Below are 19,105 nucleotides of genomic sequence, written 5' to 3'. Positions count from 1 at the left end.
GCAATGGAGGGACGCAGAAGGATAGAAGAAGCGTGCGATTGGTTGTGCACGTCCAAGCAGTTAGGCTGATAAGTAGGCAAATCCGCTTATCGTGAAGGCTGAGCTGTGATGGGGAAGCTCCTTATGGAGCGAAGTCTTTGATTCCCCGCTGCCAAGAAAAGCTTCTAGCGAGATAAAAGGTGCCTGTACCGCAAACCGACACAGGTAGGCGAGGAGAGAATCCTAAGGTGTGCGAGAGAACTCTGGTTAAGGAACTCGGCAAAATGACCCCGTAACTTCGGGAGAAGGGGTGCTTTCTTAACGGAAAGCCGCAGTGAATAGGCCCAAGCGACTGTTTAGCAAAAACACAGGTCTCTGCGAAGCCGTAAGGCGAAGTATAGGGGCTGACACCTGCCCGGTGCTGGAAGGTTAAGGAGAGGGGTTAGCGTAAGCGAAGCTCTGAACTGAAGCCCCAGTAAACGGCGGCCGTAACTATAACGGTCCTAAGGTAGCGAAATTCCTTGTCGGGTAAGTTCCGACCCGCACGAAAGGTGTAACGATTTGGGCACTGTCTCAACCAGAGACTCGGTGAAATTATAGTACCTGTGAAGATGCAGGTTACCCGCGACAGGACGGAAAGACCCCGTGGAGCTTTACTGTAGCCTGATATTGAATTTTGGTACAGTTTGTACAGGATAGGCGGGAGCCATTGAAACCGGAGCGCTAGCTTCGGTGGAGGCGCTGGTGGGATACCGCCCTGACTGTATTGAAATTCTAACCTACGGGTCTTATCGACCCGGGAGACAGTGTCAGGTGGGCAGTTTGACTGGGGCGGTCGCCTCCTAAAGTGTAACGGAGGCGCCCAAAGGTTCCCTCAGAATGGTTGGAAATCATTCGTAGAGTGCAAAGGCATAAGGGAGCTTGACTGCGAGACCTACAAGTCGAGCAGGGACGAAAGTCGGGCTTAGTGATCCGGTGGTTCCGCATGGAAGGGCCATCGCTCAACGGATAAAAGCTACCCCGGGGATAACAGGCTTATCTCCCCCAAGAGTCCACATCGACGGGGAGGTTTGGCACCTCGATGTCGGCTCATCGCATCCTGGGGCTGTAGTCGGTCCCAAGGGTTGGGCTGTTCGCCCATTAAAGCGGTACGCGAGCTGGGTTCAGAACGTCGTGAGACAGTTCGGTCCCTATCCGTCGTGGGCGTAGGAAATTTGAGAGGAGCTGTCCTTAGTACGAGAGGACCGGGATGGACGCACCGCTGGTGTACCAGTTGTTCTGCCAAGGGCATAGCTGGGTAGCTATGTGCGGAAGGGATAAGTGCTGAAAGCATCTAAGCATGAAGCCCCCCTCAAGATGAGATTTCCCATAGCGTAAGCTAGTAAGATCCCTGAAAGATGATCAGGTTGATAGGTTCGAGGTGGAAGCATGGTGACATGTGGAGCTGACGAATACTAATAGATCGAGGACTTAACCATATAATATGAAGCAAATGTTATCTAGTTTTGAGAGAACATAAAAAACTTATTGACTTTTAAAGTGAATAAGTTATAATAATGATTGTCTCAAAAGAATAATGTCTGGTAATGATGGCAGAGAGGTCACACCCGTTCCCATACCGAACACGGAAGTTAAGCTCTCTAGCGCCGATGGTAGTTGGGACCTTGTCCCTGTGAGAGTAGGACGTTGCCAGGCAATATTATTCCGCAGTAGCTCAGCGGTAGAGCTATCGGCTGTTAACCGATCGGTCGTAGGTTCGATTCCTACCTGCGGAGCCATTGGAGAGCTGTCCGAGTTGGCCGAAGGAGCACGATTGGAAATCGTGTATACGTCACAAGCGTATCAAGGGTTCGAATCCCTTGCTCTCCGCCATAGGATTTATAATATTTGGCCCGTTGGTCAAGTGGTTAAGACACCGCCCTTTCACGGCGGTAACACGGGTTCGAATCCCGTACGGGTCACCACTTTTGGAGGATTAGCTCAGCTGGGAGAGCACCTGCCTTACAAGCAGGGGGTCGGCGGTTCGATCCCGTCATCCTCCACCATATAAATTATATGAATAATATTGTCGCGGGGTGGAGCAGCACGGTAGCTCGTCGGGCTCATAACCCGAAGGTCGCAGGTTCAAATCCTGTCCCCGCAACCAAATGGTCCCGTGGTGTAGTGGTTAACATGCCTGCCTGTCACGCAGGAGATCGCCGGTTCGACCCCGGTCGGGACCGCCATTTTAATAAGGCTCGGTAGCTCAGTCGGTAGAGCAGAGGACTGAAAATCCTCGTGTCGGCGGTTCGATTCCGTCCCGAGCCACCATTTATTTTAATAAAATACGCCGGCTTAGCTCAATTGGTAGAGCAACTGACTTGTAATCAGTAGGTTGGGGGTTCAAGTCCTCTAGCCGGCACCATGTAAGTTTCGGAGGGGTAGCGAAGTGGCTAAACGCGGCGGACTGTAAATCCGCTCCTTCGGGTTCGGCAGTTCGAATCTGCCCCCCTCCACCATTTACATAGGGGCATAGTTTAAAGGTAGAACTGAGGTCTCCAAAACCTCCAGTGTGGGTTCGATTCCTACTGCCCCTGCCAAATATATTTACACAACATGGCGGTTGTGGCGAAGTGGTTAACGCACCGGATTGTGGCTCCGGCATTCGTGGGTTCGATTCCCATCAGTCGCCCCATTTTTATTTTTAAAATTACAAATAATCTAATGGATACTTACATATAATTAAGTAAGAAATCGATGGGCTATAGCCAAGCGGTAAGGCAACGGACTTTGACTCCGTCATGCGCTGGTTCGAATCCAGCTAGCCCAGCCATTTTTGCGGAAGTAGTTCAGTGGTAGAATACAACCTTGCCAAGGTTGGGGTCGCGGGTTCGAATCCCGTCTTCCGCTCCAATGAAATTTAATATGGCGGCATAGCCAAGTGGTAAGGCAGAGGTCTGCAAAACCTTTATCACCGGTTCAAATCCGGTTGCCGCCTTTTCTTTTGTGCCGATGTGGCGGAATTGGCAGACGCGCACGACTCAAAATCGTGTTCCTTCGGGAGTGTCGGTTCGACCCCGACCATCGGTATCGGTTAAAAGACGAGTGATCGTCTTTTTTTATTTGTTTTTATCTTCAATTAATCGTGAGTATACAGTAATATCAAGCGTTCCTACTTTGTGGGGACGCTTTTTTTGTGTGTTCAAATTAATGTTAATGTATCGCCTATTACGTTAATTCTTATAGGTTAACGTAATGCTGATGAACGTTATAATGGTAATTTAGTTGATGGAAATTTATCAGATGATAATATCGAAAAAGGTGCGAATCTAACAAAATTATCAGAAGGTATCTCGTCCGTTTCAAATCAATTACCATTGAAAGAACGATTTGCATTTGCAGGTACTAGTGGCTTTGGTAACAATCATATAAAGGCTTTTGAAGCTTTACAAGAAGCTCGTGATACATTTATGTTTTCCGAAACTGGTGGAAGAAGTAGAATTAAGGGTGTACAAGAAGTAATAAAAGATTATGTGGATAAAGTTCTTGATAGAGTAAATGTAAAAAAATGAGTATCCCGATTCGTATATAGCATCTAAAGTATTACGTGAAGAACTTAAGGCTGCAGGAATTGAAGCAATCCCATATTCTAATGCAGCACATCACATTGTAGCTTGAAATGATAGCAGGACAGTGGAAGTACAGGAATTATTAAAAGAGATTGAGATACATCATGCTTCTGCTGCTAATGGGGTATTTTTACCGTATAAAGTGAATGAATATGTGACTACTGAAGCATTACATATAGGTGATCATGGTCCAGAGTATATAAGAGAAGTATACAGAGTATTAGGCGAAGTTAAACGCTTTGGGGGTAATCGAGCAGTTGCAGCTTTGCAGAATATAAGAGAAAGATTATTGGACGGTAGTTTAAAATTAAATCAACCTGAATAATCTTAATTGTTTTACTAATTAAATTATAAAGGAGTAAAAGGTATGAAAATTTGGCAATTAAAAAGCTTATTTGATAACTATAAATCTTTTCAACTATTAAATTTGAAAGAAGACCGTAAAAAATATTTTGATGAAAAAATTGATTTGGCAATAAAGTTATCTGATTCATGGGGAGAAATTCTTGTTGAATGTGTAGAAGGAGATAACCATAGTGATTGTCCTATGTTCTGGGGGGAACTTGGCACGCCAATGGTTAGTAGAAAAGCAAAAGAGGTATTAGAGCCTTTAATTTGCAATAATGTTGAGTTTCTTCCGCTAACTCATAATGTTACAGGTGAATTTTATTACCTAATAAACGTTTTAAATACAATTGATGCAATTGACTACAATAAAGCAGTTTTTGAAAAACTAAGTACAGGATTAATAATAGGTTTCGAAAAATACGCATTTTTGCCTAATATAGTTGAAGGGCAGATAATATTTAAAACCTATTTAAATCAAAGATTACACTTCTCTACTGTTTTAGTGTCTGACGAATTAAGAAATGCAATTTTAGAAAGTGATTTAAAAGGTTTTGAATTTATAGAGATATGGGATTCAGAAGCAAACATGTAAAAGAAAGTCCTAAAATAACTGATAGAAGTTCAAACAATGGTTTACATTAACTAGACACTTACAAGATGGAGATAGTGCAGATATAACTTGATCTATACCCAAATATAATAGTTATCCTAAAGGAGAATAAATACTCTTAGAAAGAAGTTTTTTTTATGTGGAAAAATCTGATTTTAGAAATTGGAGATATACTGAAAAGTGTTAACTTTAATTTGAACACACCAGCAACAGATACTGAAGTTCATAGATTAAGAAAACACGTAAAAGAGAAATTTAATGTTGACTTACCGAGTGAATACGAAGAGTTTCTTAAAACTGTAAATGGTTTAGACTTTGATGGATTGGTCCTTTACGGAGTCGATTCTCCTTTACTAGAAACAGAAAAAGATGAACATATTTGCGGCTTTATAGATACGAATGAGATTTGGTATGAAAATGAATTTCAAAAAGAGTATCTTTTCTTTGGGGATTCAAATATTGCGTGGTTTTGCAAAAACTTATCAGACGGTACTTATCTAGAACTTGATAAACCATCTGGCACAGTGATGAAAATATATAATGATTTCGATACAATGCTTGAGGAAGCGTTAAAAATAACCCTTCTGTAATAGGGGGATTAAGAAGAACAAAAAATCCATTTGAAAGAACAGTTTATTTATCTAATACGACTAAAGATCGAAGAGTATTTCTTTTTAACGAGTAAAACTTTGGAAGAAGGAACAGCTCTGTTATATAAACAACAATTAAAAGCTATTAAGGAATTAGAGCAAACTGCGAAACAATAAAGGGATAAAAACGAACATTCATTTTTATCCCTTTATATAATTCCATTACTATATAAAATGTCAGTAGATTCTTGTATATACAAGAATCGTTTCCAGCACTCTAGAGAGAATCTCCCCATCCTGGTGACATGAAGTTAAATCCGACACCACCAGTAGATATTAGCACATGATCAGCTGTTAATTTCGTAATTTCTAAAAACTTCTTTTCAAATTCTTCTCTGTTGTACTTGTACATAGTTGAGTGGCACGATCACATTTGCGTTGAAGTACTCAACCAGTCCCCTAATTCCTTTAATTCAGGAAACGACTCAAATTGAATTGGTTCATCTAATTTCATGAATCTCACTTGATAGATAGTTGGGTTTAGTTTTTCTCCTATCCCTTTAAGACCATATGCTTTTTTCTCATTTGAATGTGTCATAATAACTCTCCCCCATCCTTCTTTTAAATTTTTAGATTTCAAAAAATTTCCTATTTTAATTATATAGCGATAGAAAGTAATTAGGGGAATGTTGTGGTAATTTTTTACTTTTCCTTATTGTTTAGCGAGAGATAATAAAATAAATCATCACAGTAATAAATGAAATAGGATAAACTTAATTAAGGGAGAAAAATGAAAGTAAAAGGTGTCAGTTATTTTATTGTGATTCCATTTTGGCTCCGTCCCATTTTAATTTATCATGTTGAAAGAAGCTCAAAATTTTTGAAATGCTTTAAAATAAAGGATTTTAAGGGTAACACTCTATATAAATGTCACCTAAAAGACTCAAAATCGTGTTCCTTCGGGAGTGTCAGTATCGGTATCGGCGATGTAAAAAGACTCTAACAGAAATGTTAGAGTCTCTTTTGTTAAATTATGTTATGTAATTCTAAAATTCGTGATAAATGTAGGAATTCATGTATAATATAACTTGTCGAAAGAACAAAATGATAGTAATTTATATTATGTCTGTAATATGAATCAAAAATGAACTTTTTATATTTCTTTTAAAAATGTGTTGAATACACATTATATTTCATATTAATATTTTTATGTAGATTTAAAACGGGAAAGAGAGTGGAAAGTATGGGTCGTAAATGGAATAATATTAAAGATAAAAAAGCATCAAAAGATGCAAATACAAGCCGTATATACGCGAAATTTGGACGTGAAATTTATGTGGCAGCAAAACAAGGCGAGCCAGATCCAGAATCAAACCAGGCGTTAAGAGTCGTATTAGAGCGTGCGAAAACATATAATGTACCAAGAACAATTATTGATCGTGCAGTGGAAAAAGCAAAAGGCGGTTCAGAGGAAAATTATGATGAGCTTCGTTATGAAGGATTTGGGCCAAATGGAGCTATGGTTATTGTAGATACACTTACAAATAACGTAAACCGTACTGCAGCAGATGTACGAGCTGCATTTAGCAAAAACAGTGGTAACATGGGTGTAAACGGCTCTGTAGCTTACATGTTTGATGCGACAGCTGTTATCGGCCTTGAAGGGAAAACATCAGATGAAGTACTTGAAATTTTAATGGAAGCAGATGTAGATGCACGTGACATTCTAGAAGAAGAAGATGCTGTTATCGTATATGCTGAACCAGATCAATTCCATTCAGTACAATCTGCACTTAAAGATGCGGGTGTTGAAGAATTTACAGTTGCTGAATTAACAATGCTTGCACAAAGTGATGTAACACTTCCTGAAGATGCTCAAGTACAATTTGAGAAAATGGTTGATGCATTAGAAGATTTAGAAGATGTGCAACAAGTTTACCACAACGTAGACTTAGGAGAATAATATGATAGAAGCCCCTGTTCGTTTATCGAATAGGGGCTTTTTTATAAAGGTAATTAAGGTGCTGAATTAGTAAAGGTATTTTGTTGTAGACAGGGAATATGCTTATAGGGATATATGAAACATTCATTACTGCTAGGAGGCGTAATATGGAACATAAAACACCAAAGCATATCGTTGCTGTAGCAGGTTATTTAACAAATGAAAAAGACGAAGTGTTATTAGCTAAAGTACATTGGCGATCGGATACGTGGGAGTTTCCAGGAGGACAGGTAGAAGAAGGAGAAGCGCTGGATCAAGCTGTTTGTAGGGAAATAAAAGAGGAAACAGGATTAACGGTGAAGCCTATCGGTATTACAGGAGTTTATTATAATGCTTCCATGCACATTCTAGCTGTTGTTTTTAAAGTGGCATACGTGAGCGGTGAAATACAAATTCAGCCTGAAGAAATACAAGAGGCTAAATTTGTTGCTTTAAATGAAGAGAACATAGATGAGTATATAACGCGTCCTCATATGAAATCTAGAACGCTTGATGCGATGAGAGCAACACATTTTATTCCGTATGAAACGTGGGAAGTGCAGCCGTATAATTTAATAGGAAGATTGTAAAGAAAGGAGTAGCCGATTTGAGGTACAATCAAATCACTACTCTTTTTTGTATACTGTTTAAGAAAAAGGTCAAAATAATAATGGTGCTAGTATTGATTTCAAGAACGTTTGTTCTGTATAATGTATGGTATGTTATGTTATGTACATTTAGATTAATATATACTTAAAAGTATATATATTTGTAGATGATATAATGAAAATAGGGTGCTTTAATAGAGAAAGTATAATAGCCTTAAGGTTTAATCTGTTATTAGTTTAGCATAATCTATATTCAATATTTCAGATGAATAGTAGATAAAAAAGGACTGTGATACAATACTTTTTTATCCCGCTATTTGCCGGGCAGCCAGATTGGTGCGGGCTGATTAAAGTTTCACTTTATACCTTACAATGATGTAAGGTACGTGTAAGAGAAATCGATGGGATATTTTTTTACAACAAGGTATTCTTAAAGTAAGAGTTATACGCTGTGTGGAAAAGAGGTGTTTAAGATGAAAGAACGAGTATTATCTAGGGTGAACTATCATCAAAAAGTTGCATTAAATCCAATGACTAAATTTTTTTATAAAGCCATTATTTTATTATTATTGTTAAGTTTTACGTTATTATTCATTGGAAATGTAATGATCGAGCAAAGTGATATTAGTAAATTACATGTACCGGCTAAGTTAGAGGTGCCAGAATCATTAACACATGCATTCATTGCAACAGAAGATAAAAGGTTTTATCATCATAACGGTTTAGATTATATAGCGATTATCCGGGCGTCTGTTGAGAATATAAAAGCTGGTGGTGTTGTGCAGGGAGGAAGCACAATTACACAGCAATTATCCAAAAATGCTTTTTTAACGAATGAGCGTACATTTTCTCGTAAGTGGAAAGAAATTTTTTACACGAAAAAAATTGAACGCACATTTACGAAGGATGAAATTTTAAAATTATATGTAAGTAATATTTATTACGGAGAAGGAGCATGGGGAATTGAAAAGGCAGCAAACCTTTACTTCGGTAAAAAGGTGAGCCAATTAACGTTGGCTGAAAGTGCAATGATGGCTGCTGTAGTAAAGGCACCCGCTTATTACTCACCAGCACAAAATTACGATAAAGCAGTTGAGAGACGGAATGTAGTTTTGAGATTAATGGAGAAAGAAGGCTATATCAATCATGATGAGTATGTGCAAGCTGTTAGTGAGAAATTAGTAATTCGTCATGATATAAAAACAGAGCAATCGATGTTAAATAATGCGCGTGAAAAAGCAGTAAGCTAAGGGAAGTTCCTACATAGGAGCTTCTTTTTTTTGAATAAATTGTGACAAATTGTGACACAATATCGTCACAATTGTTGTATTTTTGTAATTTATGTGAGCGTGTTCATTGCGTGGTATATGTAAGTATTGATATTATGTGTATTGTGTACAATGCTGTATACAGAATATGAATTTAAAGAGGAATGTATATGAAATCATCGAACAAACTCATGGCTCTTGGTATAGTTTTTTCCATTGCAGTATTGATTGTAATCGGAACGATTGCGTATAGCATCATAAATGACAAAAAAGATAAAGGGAATGAGATGTTTGCTTATTCCACACAACAATCTTTAGGGAAAGATGATGCTCCAGTTAAGGTAGTTGAATTTGGAGACTTCAAATGTCCTGCTTGTCGTACTTGGGATGTAACAGTATTACCACGCTTAAAAGAAGAGTATATCGATAAAGGTAAAGTGCAGTTATATTTTATTAACTTCCCATTTATCGGAAAAGACTCTGATTTAGGTGCAGCAGCTGGTGAAGCAATTTATAAACAAGATAAAGATTCATTCTGGATTTTCTATGATGAGATTTATCAAAGTCAAAAGAAAGACACAGAAGAATGGATTACAGAAGAATTACTTCTTAACATTGTGAAAGAAAAGCTTCCGAAAGTTAATGTAGAACAATTTAAGAAGGATTTACACAGTAAAGAAATGAAAGAAAAAGTACGTAAAGATTCAGATCGTGCTCAAAAATTAAAAGTTCAAGGTGCTCCTTCAGTATATGTAAATGGAAATCTTGCAAACCCTGATTTCGATAGTATGAAGAAGGCAATTGATAAAGAATTGAAAAAGTGATGAGATACTCATCACTTTTTCGACTTTTTTCGATAAAATTCTTGCTTCCGATTTTTTTACATGCTATACTACTTTACATAAGTTATTCTAATATCTTTTATGTATTTCATATTTGCGGGTGTAGTTTAGTGGTAAAACAAGAGCCTTCCAAGCTCTGGTCGAGAGTTCGATTCTCTTCACCCGCTCCAAATTTTATTAAAAGTTTTTCTATAAATTGTGATCAACGCAGTGTTTCGTTTCCGAGATAAACGAGGCATTGCGTTTTTTAATGTTTGAAAAGCATGATTGTATGCGAAAATAGAAGTAAAGAATAGTATTCCAAAAGTGAATTGCTAACCAATATAGTCGTTACATAAGGGATGGATTCATCTGAGGAGGCGATTAGGAATGAATTTTGAACAATTAAAGCAAGATGTCATTGCGTATAGTAAAACAATTGGTATAGATAAAATAGGCTTTGCTAGTGCTTCACCATTTGAAGAATTAAAGCAGCGTTTAATCCAGCAGCAACAATTAAATTATCAATCTGGATTTGAAGAGCCTGATATAGAAAAGAGAACGAACCCACAGCTTCTATTACCTGGTGCGAAATCAATTATTGCGATTGCATTAGCGTATCCTTCAAAATTAAAAAATGCACCATTAAGTAAGCGTGGAGAACGCCGCGGGATTTTTTGTCGTGCCTCTTGGGGACAAGATTATCATCTTGTTTTACGAGATCGTTTGCAAAAATTAGAAGCATATTTAATCGAGAAACTTCCCGATATAGAAGTTAAGTCAATGGTTGATACGGGTGAATTAAGTGATCGAGCTGTTTCGGAGCGTGCCGGTATTGGATGGAGCGGTAAGAATTGCGCTATTATTACACCTGAATTTGGTTCGTATGTATATTTAGGAGAAATGATTACAAACGTTCCATTCCCACCAGACCAACCGATAGAAGATCAATGTGGAAGCTGTACAAAATGTATTGATATTTGTCCTACAGGTGCTTTAATACAAGGAGGACAGTTAGATTCGAAGAAATGTATAGCATTTTTAACACAGACGAAAGGGTTCCTACCGGAAGAATATCGCGACAAAATAGGAAATCGTATTTATGGATGTGATACATGTCAGACTGTTTGTCCGAAAAATAAAGGAATGGATTTTCATAATCACCCTGAGATGGAACCAGATCCTGAGTTAGTTAAGCCGTTATTAACACCACTTTTAACAATTAGTAATCGTGATTTTAAAGAGAAATATGGGATTATGTCTGGTTCATGGAGAGGTAAAAAGCCGTTGCAACGAAATGCGATTTTGGCACTTGCGCATTTTAAAGAAGCATCAGCAATTCCTGATTTAATAGGTGTTATGAAAGATGATCCAAGACCGGTACTTCGCGGAACGGCAGCATGGGCACTTGGGAAAATTGGTGGAGATGGCGTGGGCGAAGCCATTGAAAAAGCGATGCAACGTGAGAAAGACGAAGAGGTTCTTCATGAAATGAATCGCGGACTTGAATTGTTAGCGCAGAAAAAACAGTAGATAATATCTCCCTTTTTCATATTGTAATATGGGAGGGAGACGAAATGGTTGTAAAAGTAAATATTGAAAAGCAAGTACAACAATTTTTAGCGTATATAACAGAGAAACGAACAAATGTGGATGGTATTGCTGAAGATTTATTACAAATAGCACAGAGAAAGAAACAATTGTTTCAAAAACGTAGTGCACATATAGTGAAAGCAACTGCGGACGTTTCTTTTATGAGGCAATTAAATAATAGCAATCATCAAGAAATTGATTATCAAATACATTTTAAATATTTAATTAAGCATAAAGAATTATTTTATATCGAAGAGGAACAATTAAAAAGAAGAGTTTGTTTAAATAATAGCCGGATAATAGGTGATTATACTATTGAAGTGCCAGAAGCAGTTGGAATGAGTGAGACATTAGAAAGGGAAGTTACAAAGGAGAAGTATGGTTCTTATCAGTATAACCGTTTAGAGGCAGTTAAATATGCGGAGCGTTGGTGGGATGATCGAAACCCTATATATCGTAATTTCCCTGATAATTGTACGAATTTTATTTCTCAATGTCTTCATACTGGAGAAGTACCAATGAATGGATATCCTAATATTCGTAAAGGATGGTGGCAAAGGGAGAATCAGTGGAGTTGGAGCTGGGCTGTCGCACACTCTTTTTATTGGTATTTGTCAGGTGCTACAACAGGGCTTCGAGCAGAAGCAGTAGAAAGACCAGAGGACCTTATTCTTGGTGATGTTATCGCTTATGATTTTGAGGATGATGGTAGGTGGAATCATACGACAATTGTAGTAGCGAAAGACGCAGATGGTATGCCACTTGTAAATGCACATTCAGCGAATAGCCGCCGGCGTTATTGGAACTATGAAGATTCTAGTAAATATACACCACAAATGAAATATAAATTCTTTCATATTATTAATGGGTAGAGATTTTTCGCTCAAATGGTATAATACGTAGTAGACAAAAAACAGAGGTGAATATCGCGTGGGAGTACATGTTGTTTTATATCAACCAGAAATTCCAGCAAATACAGGGAATATTGCTCGTACTTGTGCAGCAACTGGAACAGAACTACATTTGATTAGACCGCTTGGATTTTCAACGGATGATAAAATGTTAAAGCGTGCAGGATTAGATTATTGGCAGCACGTAAAAATTACGTATTATGATTCAATTGAAGAGTTTTATGAGAAAAATAAAGACGGTGAATTCTTCTATTTAACAAAGTATGGCGAGAAAGCTCATACAGCGTTTGATTATAGTAAACGTGAGAAGGATTACTATTTTGTATTCGGAAGAGAAACAAACGGCTTACCAGCTAATGTAATCGAAGAAAACTTCGATCATTGTTTACGTATTCCAATGACTGATAAAGTGCGCTCATTAAATTTATCTAATACAGCAGCTATTTTAATTTATGAAGCGTTCCGTCAACAAAATTATCCAGGACTAGATTTAGAAATTGTTTATTAAAAGTCGCCATATGGCGACTTTTTTTCTAAAGATAAAAATAATATGTAATCATACATTTAAAAAAGGGTACATATTCATATAGAATGGGATATATGAATAAAAATAGATTAGACGGGTTGAGATAAATATGAAGGAACAATATAGTAATCAAAATACCTTTTTAAGTATGATAGATATGGATTTAATAAGAAGAGGGTTATTACATGCTATTCAAGATTTAGTATTTATTGTGAAAGTTATGGATGAAGAAACCTTTAAATATATTTATGTAAATAAGATAGGTATGGATTATGCGAAGCTAAGCGAAGAATGTTATGGAAAAACTTTTGCAGAAGTATTACCGGAAGATACGGCGGAAATATTGCAAGTGCAATATGCAAAAGTAGCGAGCGAAGCGAAAGCAAATACCTTTTGTGATGTAGTTAGTTTACCAAAAGGTGAGATACATTATGAATCTTCACTTAACCCTGTATTTGACGAAGAAGGAGTATGTCAGTTTATTATTTGTATTACGAGGAATATCACACCTCAAATTGAGGAGAAGATTGAGATAGAGGAAAAACAAATGTTATTTAAGTCATTACTAGAATATAATAATGACTCTATTATATCTATAGATTCTATAGGGAAAATTACATATGCAAATCCAGCAACGTATGAAATATTTGGATACCGATATGAAGAATTAAATAATAAATTTATTTTTGAATTTATTAATAAAGAATATGAAAAAGATTTTCATATTCTATTTAAAGAAGCCATGCAAGGAAGTGCAAAGCAAATTGTTTCAAAGAAATATGTTCATAAAGAAGGGTACGAGCTCTATATTTCTTTGAGAACTATTCCAATTATTGTGAATGGTGAAATTGTTGGGGTTTATATTGTTACGAGGGATGTTACAAGGCAAGTATTAAATGAGATGAGAACGGAATATTTAGCCTATTATGATCAGTTAACAGGATTAATGAATAGAATTTCATGTACAAATAAGTTAAATGATTTTTTAAATGAGAAGATAGATTTTGCGTTTATCTTTATAGATTTAGATGAATTTCACCTTATTAATGATACGTTTGGTCATAAAGAAGGAGATAAAGTATTACAAAAAGTTACAGAATGTTTAAGCAGTCTCCAAATAGACGATATGCATTTATTTAGAGAACACGATGATCAATTTGTTATGTTAATAGAAAATATAAAGAAAGAACGTGTAGAGTTAGTTGCAAAAAGCATACAAAAAAAGATTAGTGAACATTTTGTAATTGAAGAAGAGGACGTGTATTTAAGTGCGTCAATCGGAATTGTAATGGCTCCAACAGATGGAGAAGATGAAAAAATATTATTCCAAAGAGTTGATGCTGCTTTGGAAAAAGCAAAAGAAAAAGGAAAAGGACATTATCATTTTTATTGCAATGGATTAGATTGTGAGCGTGAACAAAGGTTTATAATAGAAAACCAATTACATCGTGCTATAGAAAAAAATGAATTCTTCTTATATTATCAGCCACAAATGAATATTGAAACGAAAAAAATAGCTAGTATGGAAGCCTTAATAAGGTGGGAGAATAAAGAATTAGGATTTGTCTTTCCCAATCAATTTATTCCGCTAGCAGAAAGAACAGGATTTATTATTAAGCTTGATGAATGGGTAGTAAATGAAGTGTGTCAGCAAATACGTGAATGGTTAAATAAAGGATATGAGGTTGTCCCGATTGCAGTTAATATTTCAGCCAGGCACTTTCGCTCTATTACATTAATAGAAATGATTACACGTGCTTTACATAAGTACAATGTACCAGCCCATCTATTAGCGATAGAGGTTACCGAAGGAGCCCTTATACATAAAGACATATCGAAAAGAGTATTGCTACAATTAAAAGAACAAAATTTAAAGATTCATTTAGATGATTTTGGGACGGGATATTCATCTTTAAGTTATTTAAAAACGTATCCAATTGATACTTTGAAAATCGATCGTTCTTTTATGGAAGGTATACATGTAGATGAACGTGATACGAATATTACGGCTGCAATTATTCATTTAGCTCATACTTTGGAATTGAATGTAATTGCAGAAGGAGTAGAAAAAGCGGAACAAATACAATTTTTGAAGGAAAAGAATGTGAAGTTTGTACAAGGTTATTATTATAGCCGACCTTTATCAAAATATGATGTGGAAAATGTGTATTATAAATAATTGATAAAAAAAGTGATGTGCTAAGAAGCACATCACTTTTTTAACCGCATTAACGGGCAGTTAAATTCCCACCTCAAAACTCGGCTAGGACAAGGAGGTTAGGTGGGAGATTAACTGCCCGTAAAAGCCCGACTGGTTCAACTAATAAAACCCCCACTCATTAAAGTTTCACTTTATGTGTACCAGGTTTATCGTTGTAACCAGATGTAAAAATAGCTGTAAGAAATGTGAGTGATACACCTAAAATTAATAATAATTTCATACTAATATCCCTCCTGTTTTTTCAGTTTACGAATCTTAAATATGAATCGAAATGTATGTAAGGTTCTCAGAAGAAAAGAATTTATTTAAAATGAATAGCGGTGTAAAAACTTTAATACCTATATTATACAGAATTTTCTTTGAATTTTGGAGAGAATTTTATAGCACTACTGTATATTTCATTTTGATTTAAAGAATGTTTAAGGACATCCTAGCATACCTTTTATAATAATCCGATTGAACAAGGAGATGGGGGAGGAGCTATAATGGATATTCTAAAAAAAATTGAACAGCATCGAGAAGCAGAAGAACGCTTACAATGGGAAGGTACGTTTGCGGAGTATTTGGAGCTTGTGAAGGAAAGACCATGGGTGGCTCAAACAGCACACTCTCGCATTTACAATATGATCAAAGATGCTGGAATCGAAGAAGTAGATGGTAGAAGAAAGTATAACTTCTTTAGTAATCAGCTATTTGGATTAGAGGAGGCTTTAGAACGTCTTGTAGAGGAATATTTTCATCCATCTGCAAAACGATTAGATGTTAGAAAACGTATTTTATTATTAATGGGTCCTGTTAGTGGAGGGAAATCAACATTAGTTACGATGTTGAAACGAGGATTAGAAACATATTCACGAACAGATCGAGGAGCAATTTTTGCAATTAAAGGCTGCCCAATGCATGAAGATCCACTTCATTTAATTCCGCATCATTTACGGGATGATTTCTTTGATGAGTATGGAGTTAGAATTGAAGGGAATTTATCGCCACTAAACGTAATGCGTCTAGAGCAAGAATATGGTTCAAGAATTGAGGATGTAGTTGTAGAGCGTATTTTCTTCTCGGAAGATCGCCGTACAGGGATTGGTACATTTAGCCCGTCTGATCCTAAATCACAAGATATCGCCGATTTAACAGGTAGTCTGGATTTTTCAACAATCGCAGAATATGGTTCAGAATCAGATCCACGAGCGTATCGCTTTGATGGAGAATTGAATAAGGCAAACCGTGGGATGATGGAATTCCAAGAGATGTTAAAGTGTGACGAGAAGTTTTTATGGCACTTATTATCGCTTACGCAAGAAGGGAATTTCAAAGCGGGCAGATTTGCGCTTATTTCAGCAGATGAATTAATTGTAGCGCATACGAATGAAACTGAGTATCGTTCCTTCATAGCAAACAAGAAAAATGAAGCATTGCACTCAAGAATCATTGTAATGCCAGTTCCCTACAATTTACGAGTGAGTGAAGAAGAACATATTTATGAAAAAATGATTCGTGAAAGTGATGTGTCCAATGTGCATATTGCACCGCACACGCTTCGAGTGGCAGCAATGTTTACGATTTTAACTCGTTTAAAAGATCCGAAGCGTCCGGATATTGATTTAATTAAAAAGATGCGTTTATATGATGGAGAAACGGTAGAAGGTTATAATGCGATTGATGTAGAGGAGCTGCAACGTGAATATCAAGATGAAGGTATGAAAGGTATTGATCCTCGTTATGTTATTAACCGAATTTCTTCTACAATTATTCGAAAAGAGGTACCATCTATTAACGCATTAGATGTACTTAGATCGCTAAAAGACGGGTTGGATCAGCATCCGTCAATTAGTAATGAAGATCGAGAGCGTTATATGAATTTCATCTCATTAGCGAGAAAAGAATATGATGAAATTGCGAAGAAAGAAGTACAAAAAGCATTCGTGTATTCATATGAAGAATCAGCGAAGACACTTATGGATAATTACTTAGATAACGTTGAAGCATATTGCAATAAATCGAAATTACGTGATCCATTAACAGGTGAAGAAATGAGTCCAGATGAAAAGCTAATGCGCTCAATTGAGGAGCAAATTGGAATTTCAGAAAATGCGAAGAAAGCATTCCGTGAAGAAATTTTAATTCGCATTTCTGCTTATGCGCGTAAAGGAAAACGCTTTGATTATAATTCACATGAGCGTCTTCGCGAAGCGATTCAGAAAAAACTATTTGCTGATTTAAAAGACATAGTGAAAATTACGACATCAACGAAAACACCAGACGAAAATCAGCTTAAGAAAATCAATGATGTTGTTGCACGCTTAATTGATGAGCATGGCTATAATTCTTCTTCAGCAAATGAATTATTACGTTATGTAGGTAGTCTGTTAAACCGATAGTTTGATAACAAAACGCTGTCTCTTGTATTTTGCGGGACAGCGTTTTATTATCCGTTCATATGTGTAAACTGTCATACCTTGTCCAAATGTAATAAATTAAGATGCAATTTCATGAATTTATTGTCAATTATTTTTACAATATGCATATGATAGAGTAACCAACCATTCATACGAAAAAAGCCAACACAATACAATATGTTGCAAAGTGAAAATGTGTGCAACTATGCATTGTGTTTCTTTCTTATCAACGGCTGAATGTTTTTCTAGTATGTGAGTGGCAAAATTTTGTTTAGGATGCTCGGAGTATTGTATGAAAACGTTATATATGTTTATGGGATGATTTTCGATGAGCAGTTACCTTTCATTCTAGCTTGCACAGTATAAAACAAAATTTCTAGCTTGCTGTTCATATAGGAAGACAATTACAGTAAGGAGGGAAAGAAATGGGTGAAGAAAACCAACCAAATTATACGATTTCACAGGAAAACTGGTCCCTCCATCGCAAAGGATATGACGACCAACAACGCCATCAAGAAAAAGTACAAGAGGCAATTAAAAATAATTTACCAGACCTTGTAACAGAGGAAAGTATAGTTATGTCTAATGGCAAGGATGTTGTAAAAATACCGATTCGTTCTTTAGATGAGTATAAGATTAGATACAATTATGATAAAAATAAACATGTTGGGCAAGGAAATGGTGATAGCAAAGTTGGTGATGTCGTTGCGAGAGATGGATCAGGTGGTCAAAAGCAAAAAGGACCAGGAAAAGGGCAAGGAGCAGGGGATGCGGCTGGAGAAGATTATTATGAAGCTGAAGTCTCTATTCTAGAATTAGAGCAAGCGTTTTTTAAAGAGTTAGAGCTGCCTAATTTAAAGAGAAAAGAGATGGATGAAAACAGGATTGAACATATTGAATTTAATGATATTAGAAAAACCGGATTATGGGGAAACATTGATAAGAAACGAACGATGATTTCCGCATATAAACGAAATGCGATGCGTGGTAAAGCATCTTTTCATCCGATTCACCAAGAAGACTTAAAGTTCCGCACTTGGAATGAAGTGTTAAAGCCAGATTCAAAAGCTGTTGTATTAGCGATGATGGATACGAGTGGATCGATGGGAATATGGGAGAAATATATGGCACGTAGCTTCTTTTTCTGGATGACGAGATTTCTACGAACGAAGTATGAAACAGTAGATATTGAGTTTATTGCCCATCATACGGAGGCAAAAGTAGTTACAGAGGAAGAGTTTTTCTCAAAAGGAGAAAGTGGCGGAACGATATGTTCTTCTGTATACAAAAAAGCACTCGAGCTAATTGATAATAAATACTCACCAGACCGCTATAATATTTATCCATTCCATTTTTCAGACGGTGATAATTTAACATCAGATAATGCTAGATGTGTAAAACTTGTTGAAGAGTTAATGAAGAAGTGTAACATGTTTGGGTATGGGGAAGTGAACCAGTACAACCGCCACAGTACACTTATGTCAGCCTATAAAAATATTAAAGATGAGAATTTCAGATATTATATTTTAAAGCAAAAAGCAGATGTATTCCATGCAATGAAAAGCTTTTTTAAAGAAGAATCAGGAGAGAAAATGGCATAACCCCTTTAAAAGGGGGTTATTTTTTTGTAAACTTTTTATTT

13 protein-coding genes, 16 tRNA genes, 2 rRNA genes and 2 pseudogenes (1 of these 33 only partly in view) are annotated in these 19,105 nt (G+C 36.5%); 32 read left to right on the top strand and 1 reads right to left on the bottom strand.

Annotation, left to right across the window (positions count from 1 at the left end; genetic code table 11):
* The 21 genes and pseudogenes from QCI44_RS25660 to QCI44_RS25560 all read left to right on the top strand — a co-directional run.
* Positions 1-1,457 (top strand): 23S ribosomal RNA (locus QCI44_RS25660); it begins 1,465 nt to the left of the window's first position.
* Between the two features lie 101 nt (positions 1,458-1,558).
* Positions 1,559-1,674 (top strand): 5S ribosomal RNA (gene rrf, locus QCI44_RS25655).
* 8 nt (positions 1,675-1,682) lie between these two features.
* A tRNA-Asn gene (locus QCI44_RS25650) sits at positions 1,683-1,757 on the top strand.
* A 2-nt stretch (positions 1,758-1,759) separates the two neighbouring features.
* Positions 1,760-1,851 (top strand) — tRNA-Ser (locus QCI44_RS25645).
* 17 nt (positions 1,852-1,868) lie between these two features.
* A tRNA-Glu gene (locus QCI44_RS25640) sits at positions 1,869-1,943 on the top strand.
* A gap of 5 nt (positions 1,944-1,948) precedes the next feature.
* A tRNA-Val gene (locus tag QCI44_RS25635) sits at positions 1,949-2,024 on the top strand.
* Positions 2,025-2,048: 24 nt separating this feature from the next.
* A tRNA-Met gene (locus QCI44_RS25630) sits at positions 2,049-2,125 on the top strand.
* Positions 2,126-2,128: 3 nt separating this feature from the next.
* Positions 2,129-2,204: transfer RNA gene (locus tag QCI44_RS25625), tRNA-Asp, on the top strand.
* 9 nt (positions 2,205-2,213) lie between these two features.
* Positions 2,214-2,289, top strand: a tRNA-Phe gene (locus QCI44_RS25620).
* 18 nt (positions 2,290-2,307) lie between these two features.
* Positions 2,308-2,383 (top strand) — tRNA-Thr (locus tag QCI44_RS25615).
* Positions 2,384-2,393: 10 nt separating this feature from the next.
* A tRNA-Tyr gene (locus QCI44_RS25610) sits at positions 2,394-2,477 on the top strand.
* A gap of 7 nt (positions 2,478-2,484) precedes the next feature.
* Positions 2,485-2,558 (top strand) — tRNA-Trp (locus tag QCI44_RS25605).
* A gap of 19 nt (positions 2,559-2,577) precedes the next feature.
* A tRNA-His gene (locus QCI44_RS25600) sits at positions 2,578-2,653 on the top strand.
* Positions 2,654-2,716: 63 nt separating this feature from the next.
* Positions 2,717-2,791, top strand: a tRNA-Gln gene (locus QCI44_RS25595).
* A gap of 5 nt (positions 2,792-2,796) precedes the next feature.
* A tRNA-Gly gene (locus QCI44_RS25590) sits at positions 2,797-2,871 on the top strand.
* 14 nt (positions 2,872-2,885) lie between these two features.
* A tRNA-Cys gene (locus tag QCI44_RS25585) sits at positions 2,886-2,956 on the top strand.
* A 10-nt stretch (positions 2,957-2,966) separates the two neighbouring features.
* A tRNA-Leu gene (locus QCI44_RS25580) sits at positions 2,967-3,048 on the top strand.
* A 227-nt stretch (positions 3,049-3,275) separates the two neighbouring features.
* Positions 3,276-3,912: pseudogene (locus tag QCI44_RS25575) on the top strand (AHH domain-containing protein); the annotation flags it as partial.
* A gap of 42 nt (positions 3,913-3,954) precedes the next feature.
* Positions 3,955-4,527: an imm11 family protein gene (locus QCI44_RS25570; protein ID WP_088083196.1), complete on the top strand. Its 573-nt coding sequence runs from the start codon at positions 3,955-3,957 to the stop codon at positions 4,525-4,527.
* A 155-nt stretch (positions 4,528-4,682) separates the two neighbouring features.
* Positions 4,683-5,135, top strand: a complete 453-nt coding sequence (locus QCI44_RS25565; RefSeq protein WP_016089404.1) for a YrhA family protein — start codon at positions 4,683-4,685, stop codon at positions 5,133-5,135.
* A 30-nt stretch (positions 5,136-5,165) separates the two neighbouring features.
* Positions 5,166-5,312: a hypothetical protein gene (locus tag QCI44_RS25560; protein ID WP_179197184.1), complete on the top strand. Its 147-nt coding sequence runs from the start codon at positions 5,166-5,168 to the stop codon at positions 5,310-5,312.
* Positions 5,313-5,412: 100 nt separating this feature from the next.
* Here QCI44_RS25560 and QCI44_RS25555 read toward each other — a convergent pair.
* Positions 5,413-5,733, bottom strand: a pseudogene (locus QCI44_RS25555) (DUF3884 family protein).
* Positions 5,734-6,378: 645 nt separating this feature from the next.
* On the opposite strand from QCI44_RS25555, the gene QCI44_RS25550 reads away from it, so the two are divergent.
* The 11 genes from QCI44_RS25550 to yhbH all read left to right on the top strand — a co-directional run bounded on the left by QCI44_RS25550 (position 6,379) and on the right by yhbH (position 19,064).
* The gene (locus QCI44_RS25550) at positions 6,379-7,098 is read left to right on the top strand and encodes a YebC/PmpR family DNA-binding transcriptional regulator (RefSeq protein ID WP_016089402.1); all 720 of its coding nucleotides are present in this window, start codon (positions 6,379-6,381) and stop codon (positions 7,096-7,098) included.
* A gap of 146 nt (positions 7,099-7,244) precedes the next feature.
* The gene (locus tag QCI44_RS25545; RefSeq protein WP_016089401.1) at positions 7,245-7,706 is read left to right on the top strand and encodes an NUDIX hydrolase; all 462 of its coding nucleotides are present in this window, start codon (positions 7,245-7,247) and stop codon (positions 7,704-7,706) included.
* 491 nt (positions 7,707-8,197) lie between these two features.
* Positions 8,198-8,974 (top strand): transglycosylase domain-containing protein, encoded by a 777-nt coding sequence (locus QCI44_RS25540; RefSeq protein ID WP_016089400.1) that lies wholly within the window; start codon positions 8,198-8,200, stop codon positions 8,972-8,974.
* A 188-nt stretch (positions 8,975-9,162) separates the two neighbouring features.
* The gene (locus QCI44_RS25535; RefSeq protein ID WP_016089399.1) at positions 9,163-9,816 is read left to right on the top strand and encodes a DsbA family protein; all 654 of its coding nucleotides are present in this window, start codon (positions 9,163-9,165) and stop codon (positions 9,814-9,816) included.
* Positions 9,817-9,930: 114 nt separating this feature from the next.
* Positions 9,931-10,004: transfer RNA gene (locus tag QCI44_RS25530), tRNA-Gly, on the top strand.
* Positions 10,005-10,203: 199 nt separating this feature from the next.
* The gene (gene queG / locus QCI44_RS25525) at positions 10,204-11,346 is read left to right on the top strand and encodes a tRNA epoxyqueuosine(34) reductase QueG (RefSeq protein ID WP_016089398.1); all 1,143 of its coding nucleotides are present in this window, start codon (positions 10,204-10,206) and stop codon (positions 11,344-11,346) included.
* Between the two features lie 44 nt (positions 11,347-11,390).
* Entirely contained in the window at positions 11,391-12,278 is an 888-nt protein-coding gene (locus QCI44_RS25520) for an amidase domain-containing protein (protein ID WP_016089397.1), read from the top strand.
* A 58-nt stretch (positions 12,279-12,336) separates the two neighbouring features.
* Entirely contained in the window at positions 12,337-12,825 is a 489-nt protein-coding gene (gene trmL, locus QCI44_RS25515; RefSeq protein WP_000538147.1) for a tRNA (uridine(34)/cytosine(34)/5-carboxymethylaminomethyluridine(34)-2'-O)-methyltransferase TrmL, read from the top strand.
* 127 nt (positions 12,826-12,952) lie between these two features.
* Positions 12,953-15,022 (top strand): sensor domain-containing protein, encoded by a 2,070-nt coding sequence (locus QCI44_RS25510; protein WP_088083197.1) that lies wholly within the window; start codon positions 12,953-12,955, stop codon positions 15,020-15,022.
* 527 nt (positions 15,023-15,549) lie between these two features.
* Positions 15,550-17,445 (top strand): PrkA family serine protein kinase, encoded by a 1,896-nt coding sequence (locus QCI44_RS25505; protein ID WP_016089394.1) that lies wholly within the window; start codon positions 15,550-15,552, stop codon positions 17,443-17,445.
* 443 nt (positions 17,446-17,888) lie between these two features.
* Positions 17,889-19,064: a sporulation protein YhbH gene (gene yhbH / locus QCI44_RS25500; RefSeq protein ID WP_016089393.1), complete on the top strand. Its 1,176-nt coding sequence runs from the start codon at positions 17,889-17,891 to the stop codon at positions 19,062-19,064.
* Positions 19,065-19,105: the final 41 nt, after the last annotated feature.

Source organism: Bacillus cereus group sp. RP37 (genome assembly GCF_040459695.1).
GTDB lineage: Bacteria > Bacillota > Bacilli > Bacillales > Bacillaceae_G > Bacillus_A.
This window is presented reverse-complemented; position numbering and strand designations above follow the sequence as displayed.

What these genes read in the sequence shown, in the direction of transcription:
- QCI44_RS25510 (WP_088083197.1), top strand. Translation starts at nt 12,953, where the DNA reads ATGAAGGAACAATATAGTAATCAAAATACCTTTTTAAGTATGATAGAT.
- QCI44_RS25550 (WP_016089402.1), top strand. Translation starts at nt 6,379, where the DNA reads ATGGGTCGTAAATGGAATAATATTAAAGATAAAAAAGCATCAAAAGAT.
- QCI44_RS25535 (WP_016089399.1), top strand. Translation starts at nt 9,163, where the DNA reads ATGAAATCATCGAACAAACTCATGGCTCTTGGTATAGTTTTTTCCATT.
- QCI44_RS25565 (WP_016089404.1), top strand. Translation starts at nt 4,683, where the DNA reads ATGTGGAAAAATCTGATTTTAGAAATTGGAGATATACTGAAAAGTGTT.
- queG (WP_016089398.1), top strand. Translation starts at nt 10,204, where the DNA reads ATGAATTTTGAACAATTAAAGCAAGATGTCATTGCGTATAGTAAAACA.
- QCI44_RS25520 (WP_016089397.1), top strand. Translation starts at nt 11,391, where the DNA reads ATGGTTGTAAAAGTAAATATTGAAAAGCAAGTACAACAATTTTTAGCG.
- QCI44_RS25505 (WP_016089394.1), top strand. Translation starts at nt 15,550, where the DNA reads ATGGATATTCTAAAAAAAATTGAACAGCATCGAGAAGCAGAAGAACGC.
- yhbH (WP_016089393.1), top strand. Translation starts at nt 17,889, where the DNA reads ATGGGTGAAGAAAACCAACCAAATTATACGATTTCACAGGAAAACTGG.
- QCI44_RS25570 (WP_088083196.1), top strand. Translation starts at nt 3,955, where the DNA reads ATGAAAATTTGGCAATTAAAAAGCTTATTTGATAACTATAAATCTTTT.
- QCI44_RS25545 (WP_016089401.1), top strand. Translation starts at nt 7,245, where the DNA reads ATGGAACATAAAACACCAAAGCATATCGTTGCTGTAGCAGGTTATTTA.
- QCI44_RS25540 (WP_016089400.1), top strand. Translation starts at nt 8,198, where the DNA reads ATGAAAGAACGAGTATTATCTAGGGTGAACTATCATCAAAAAGTTGCA.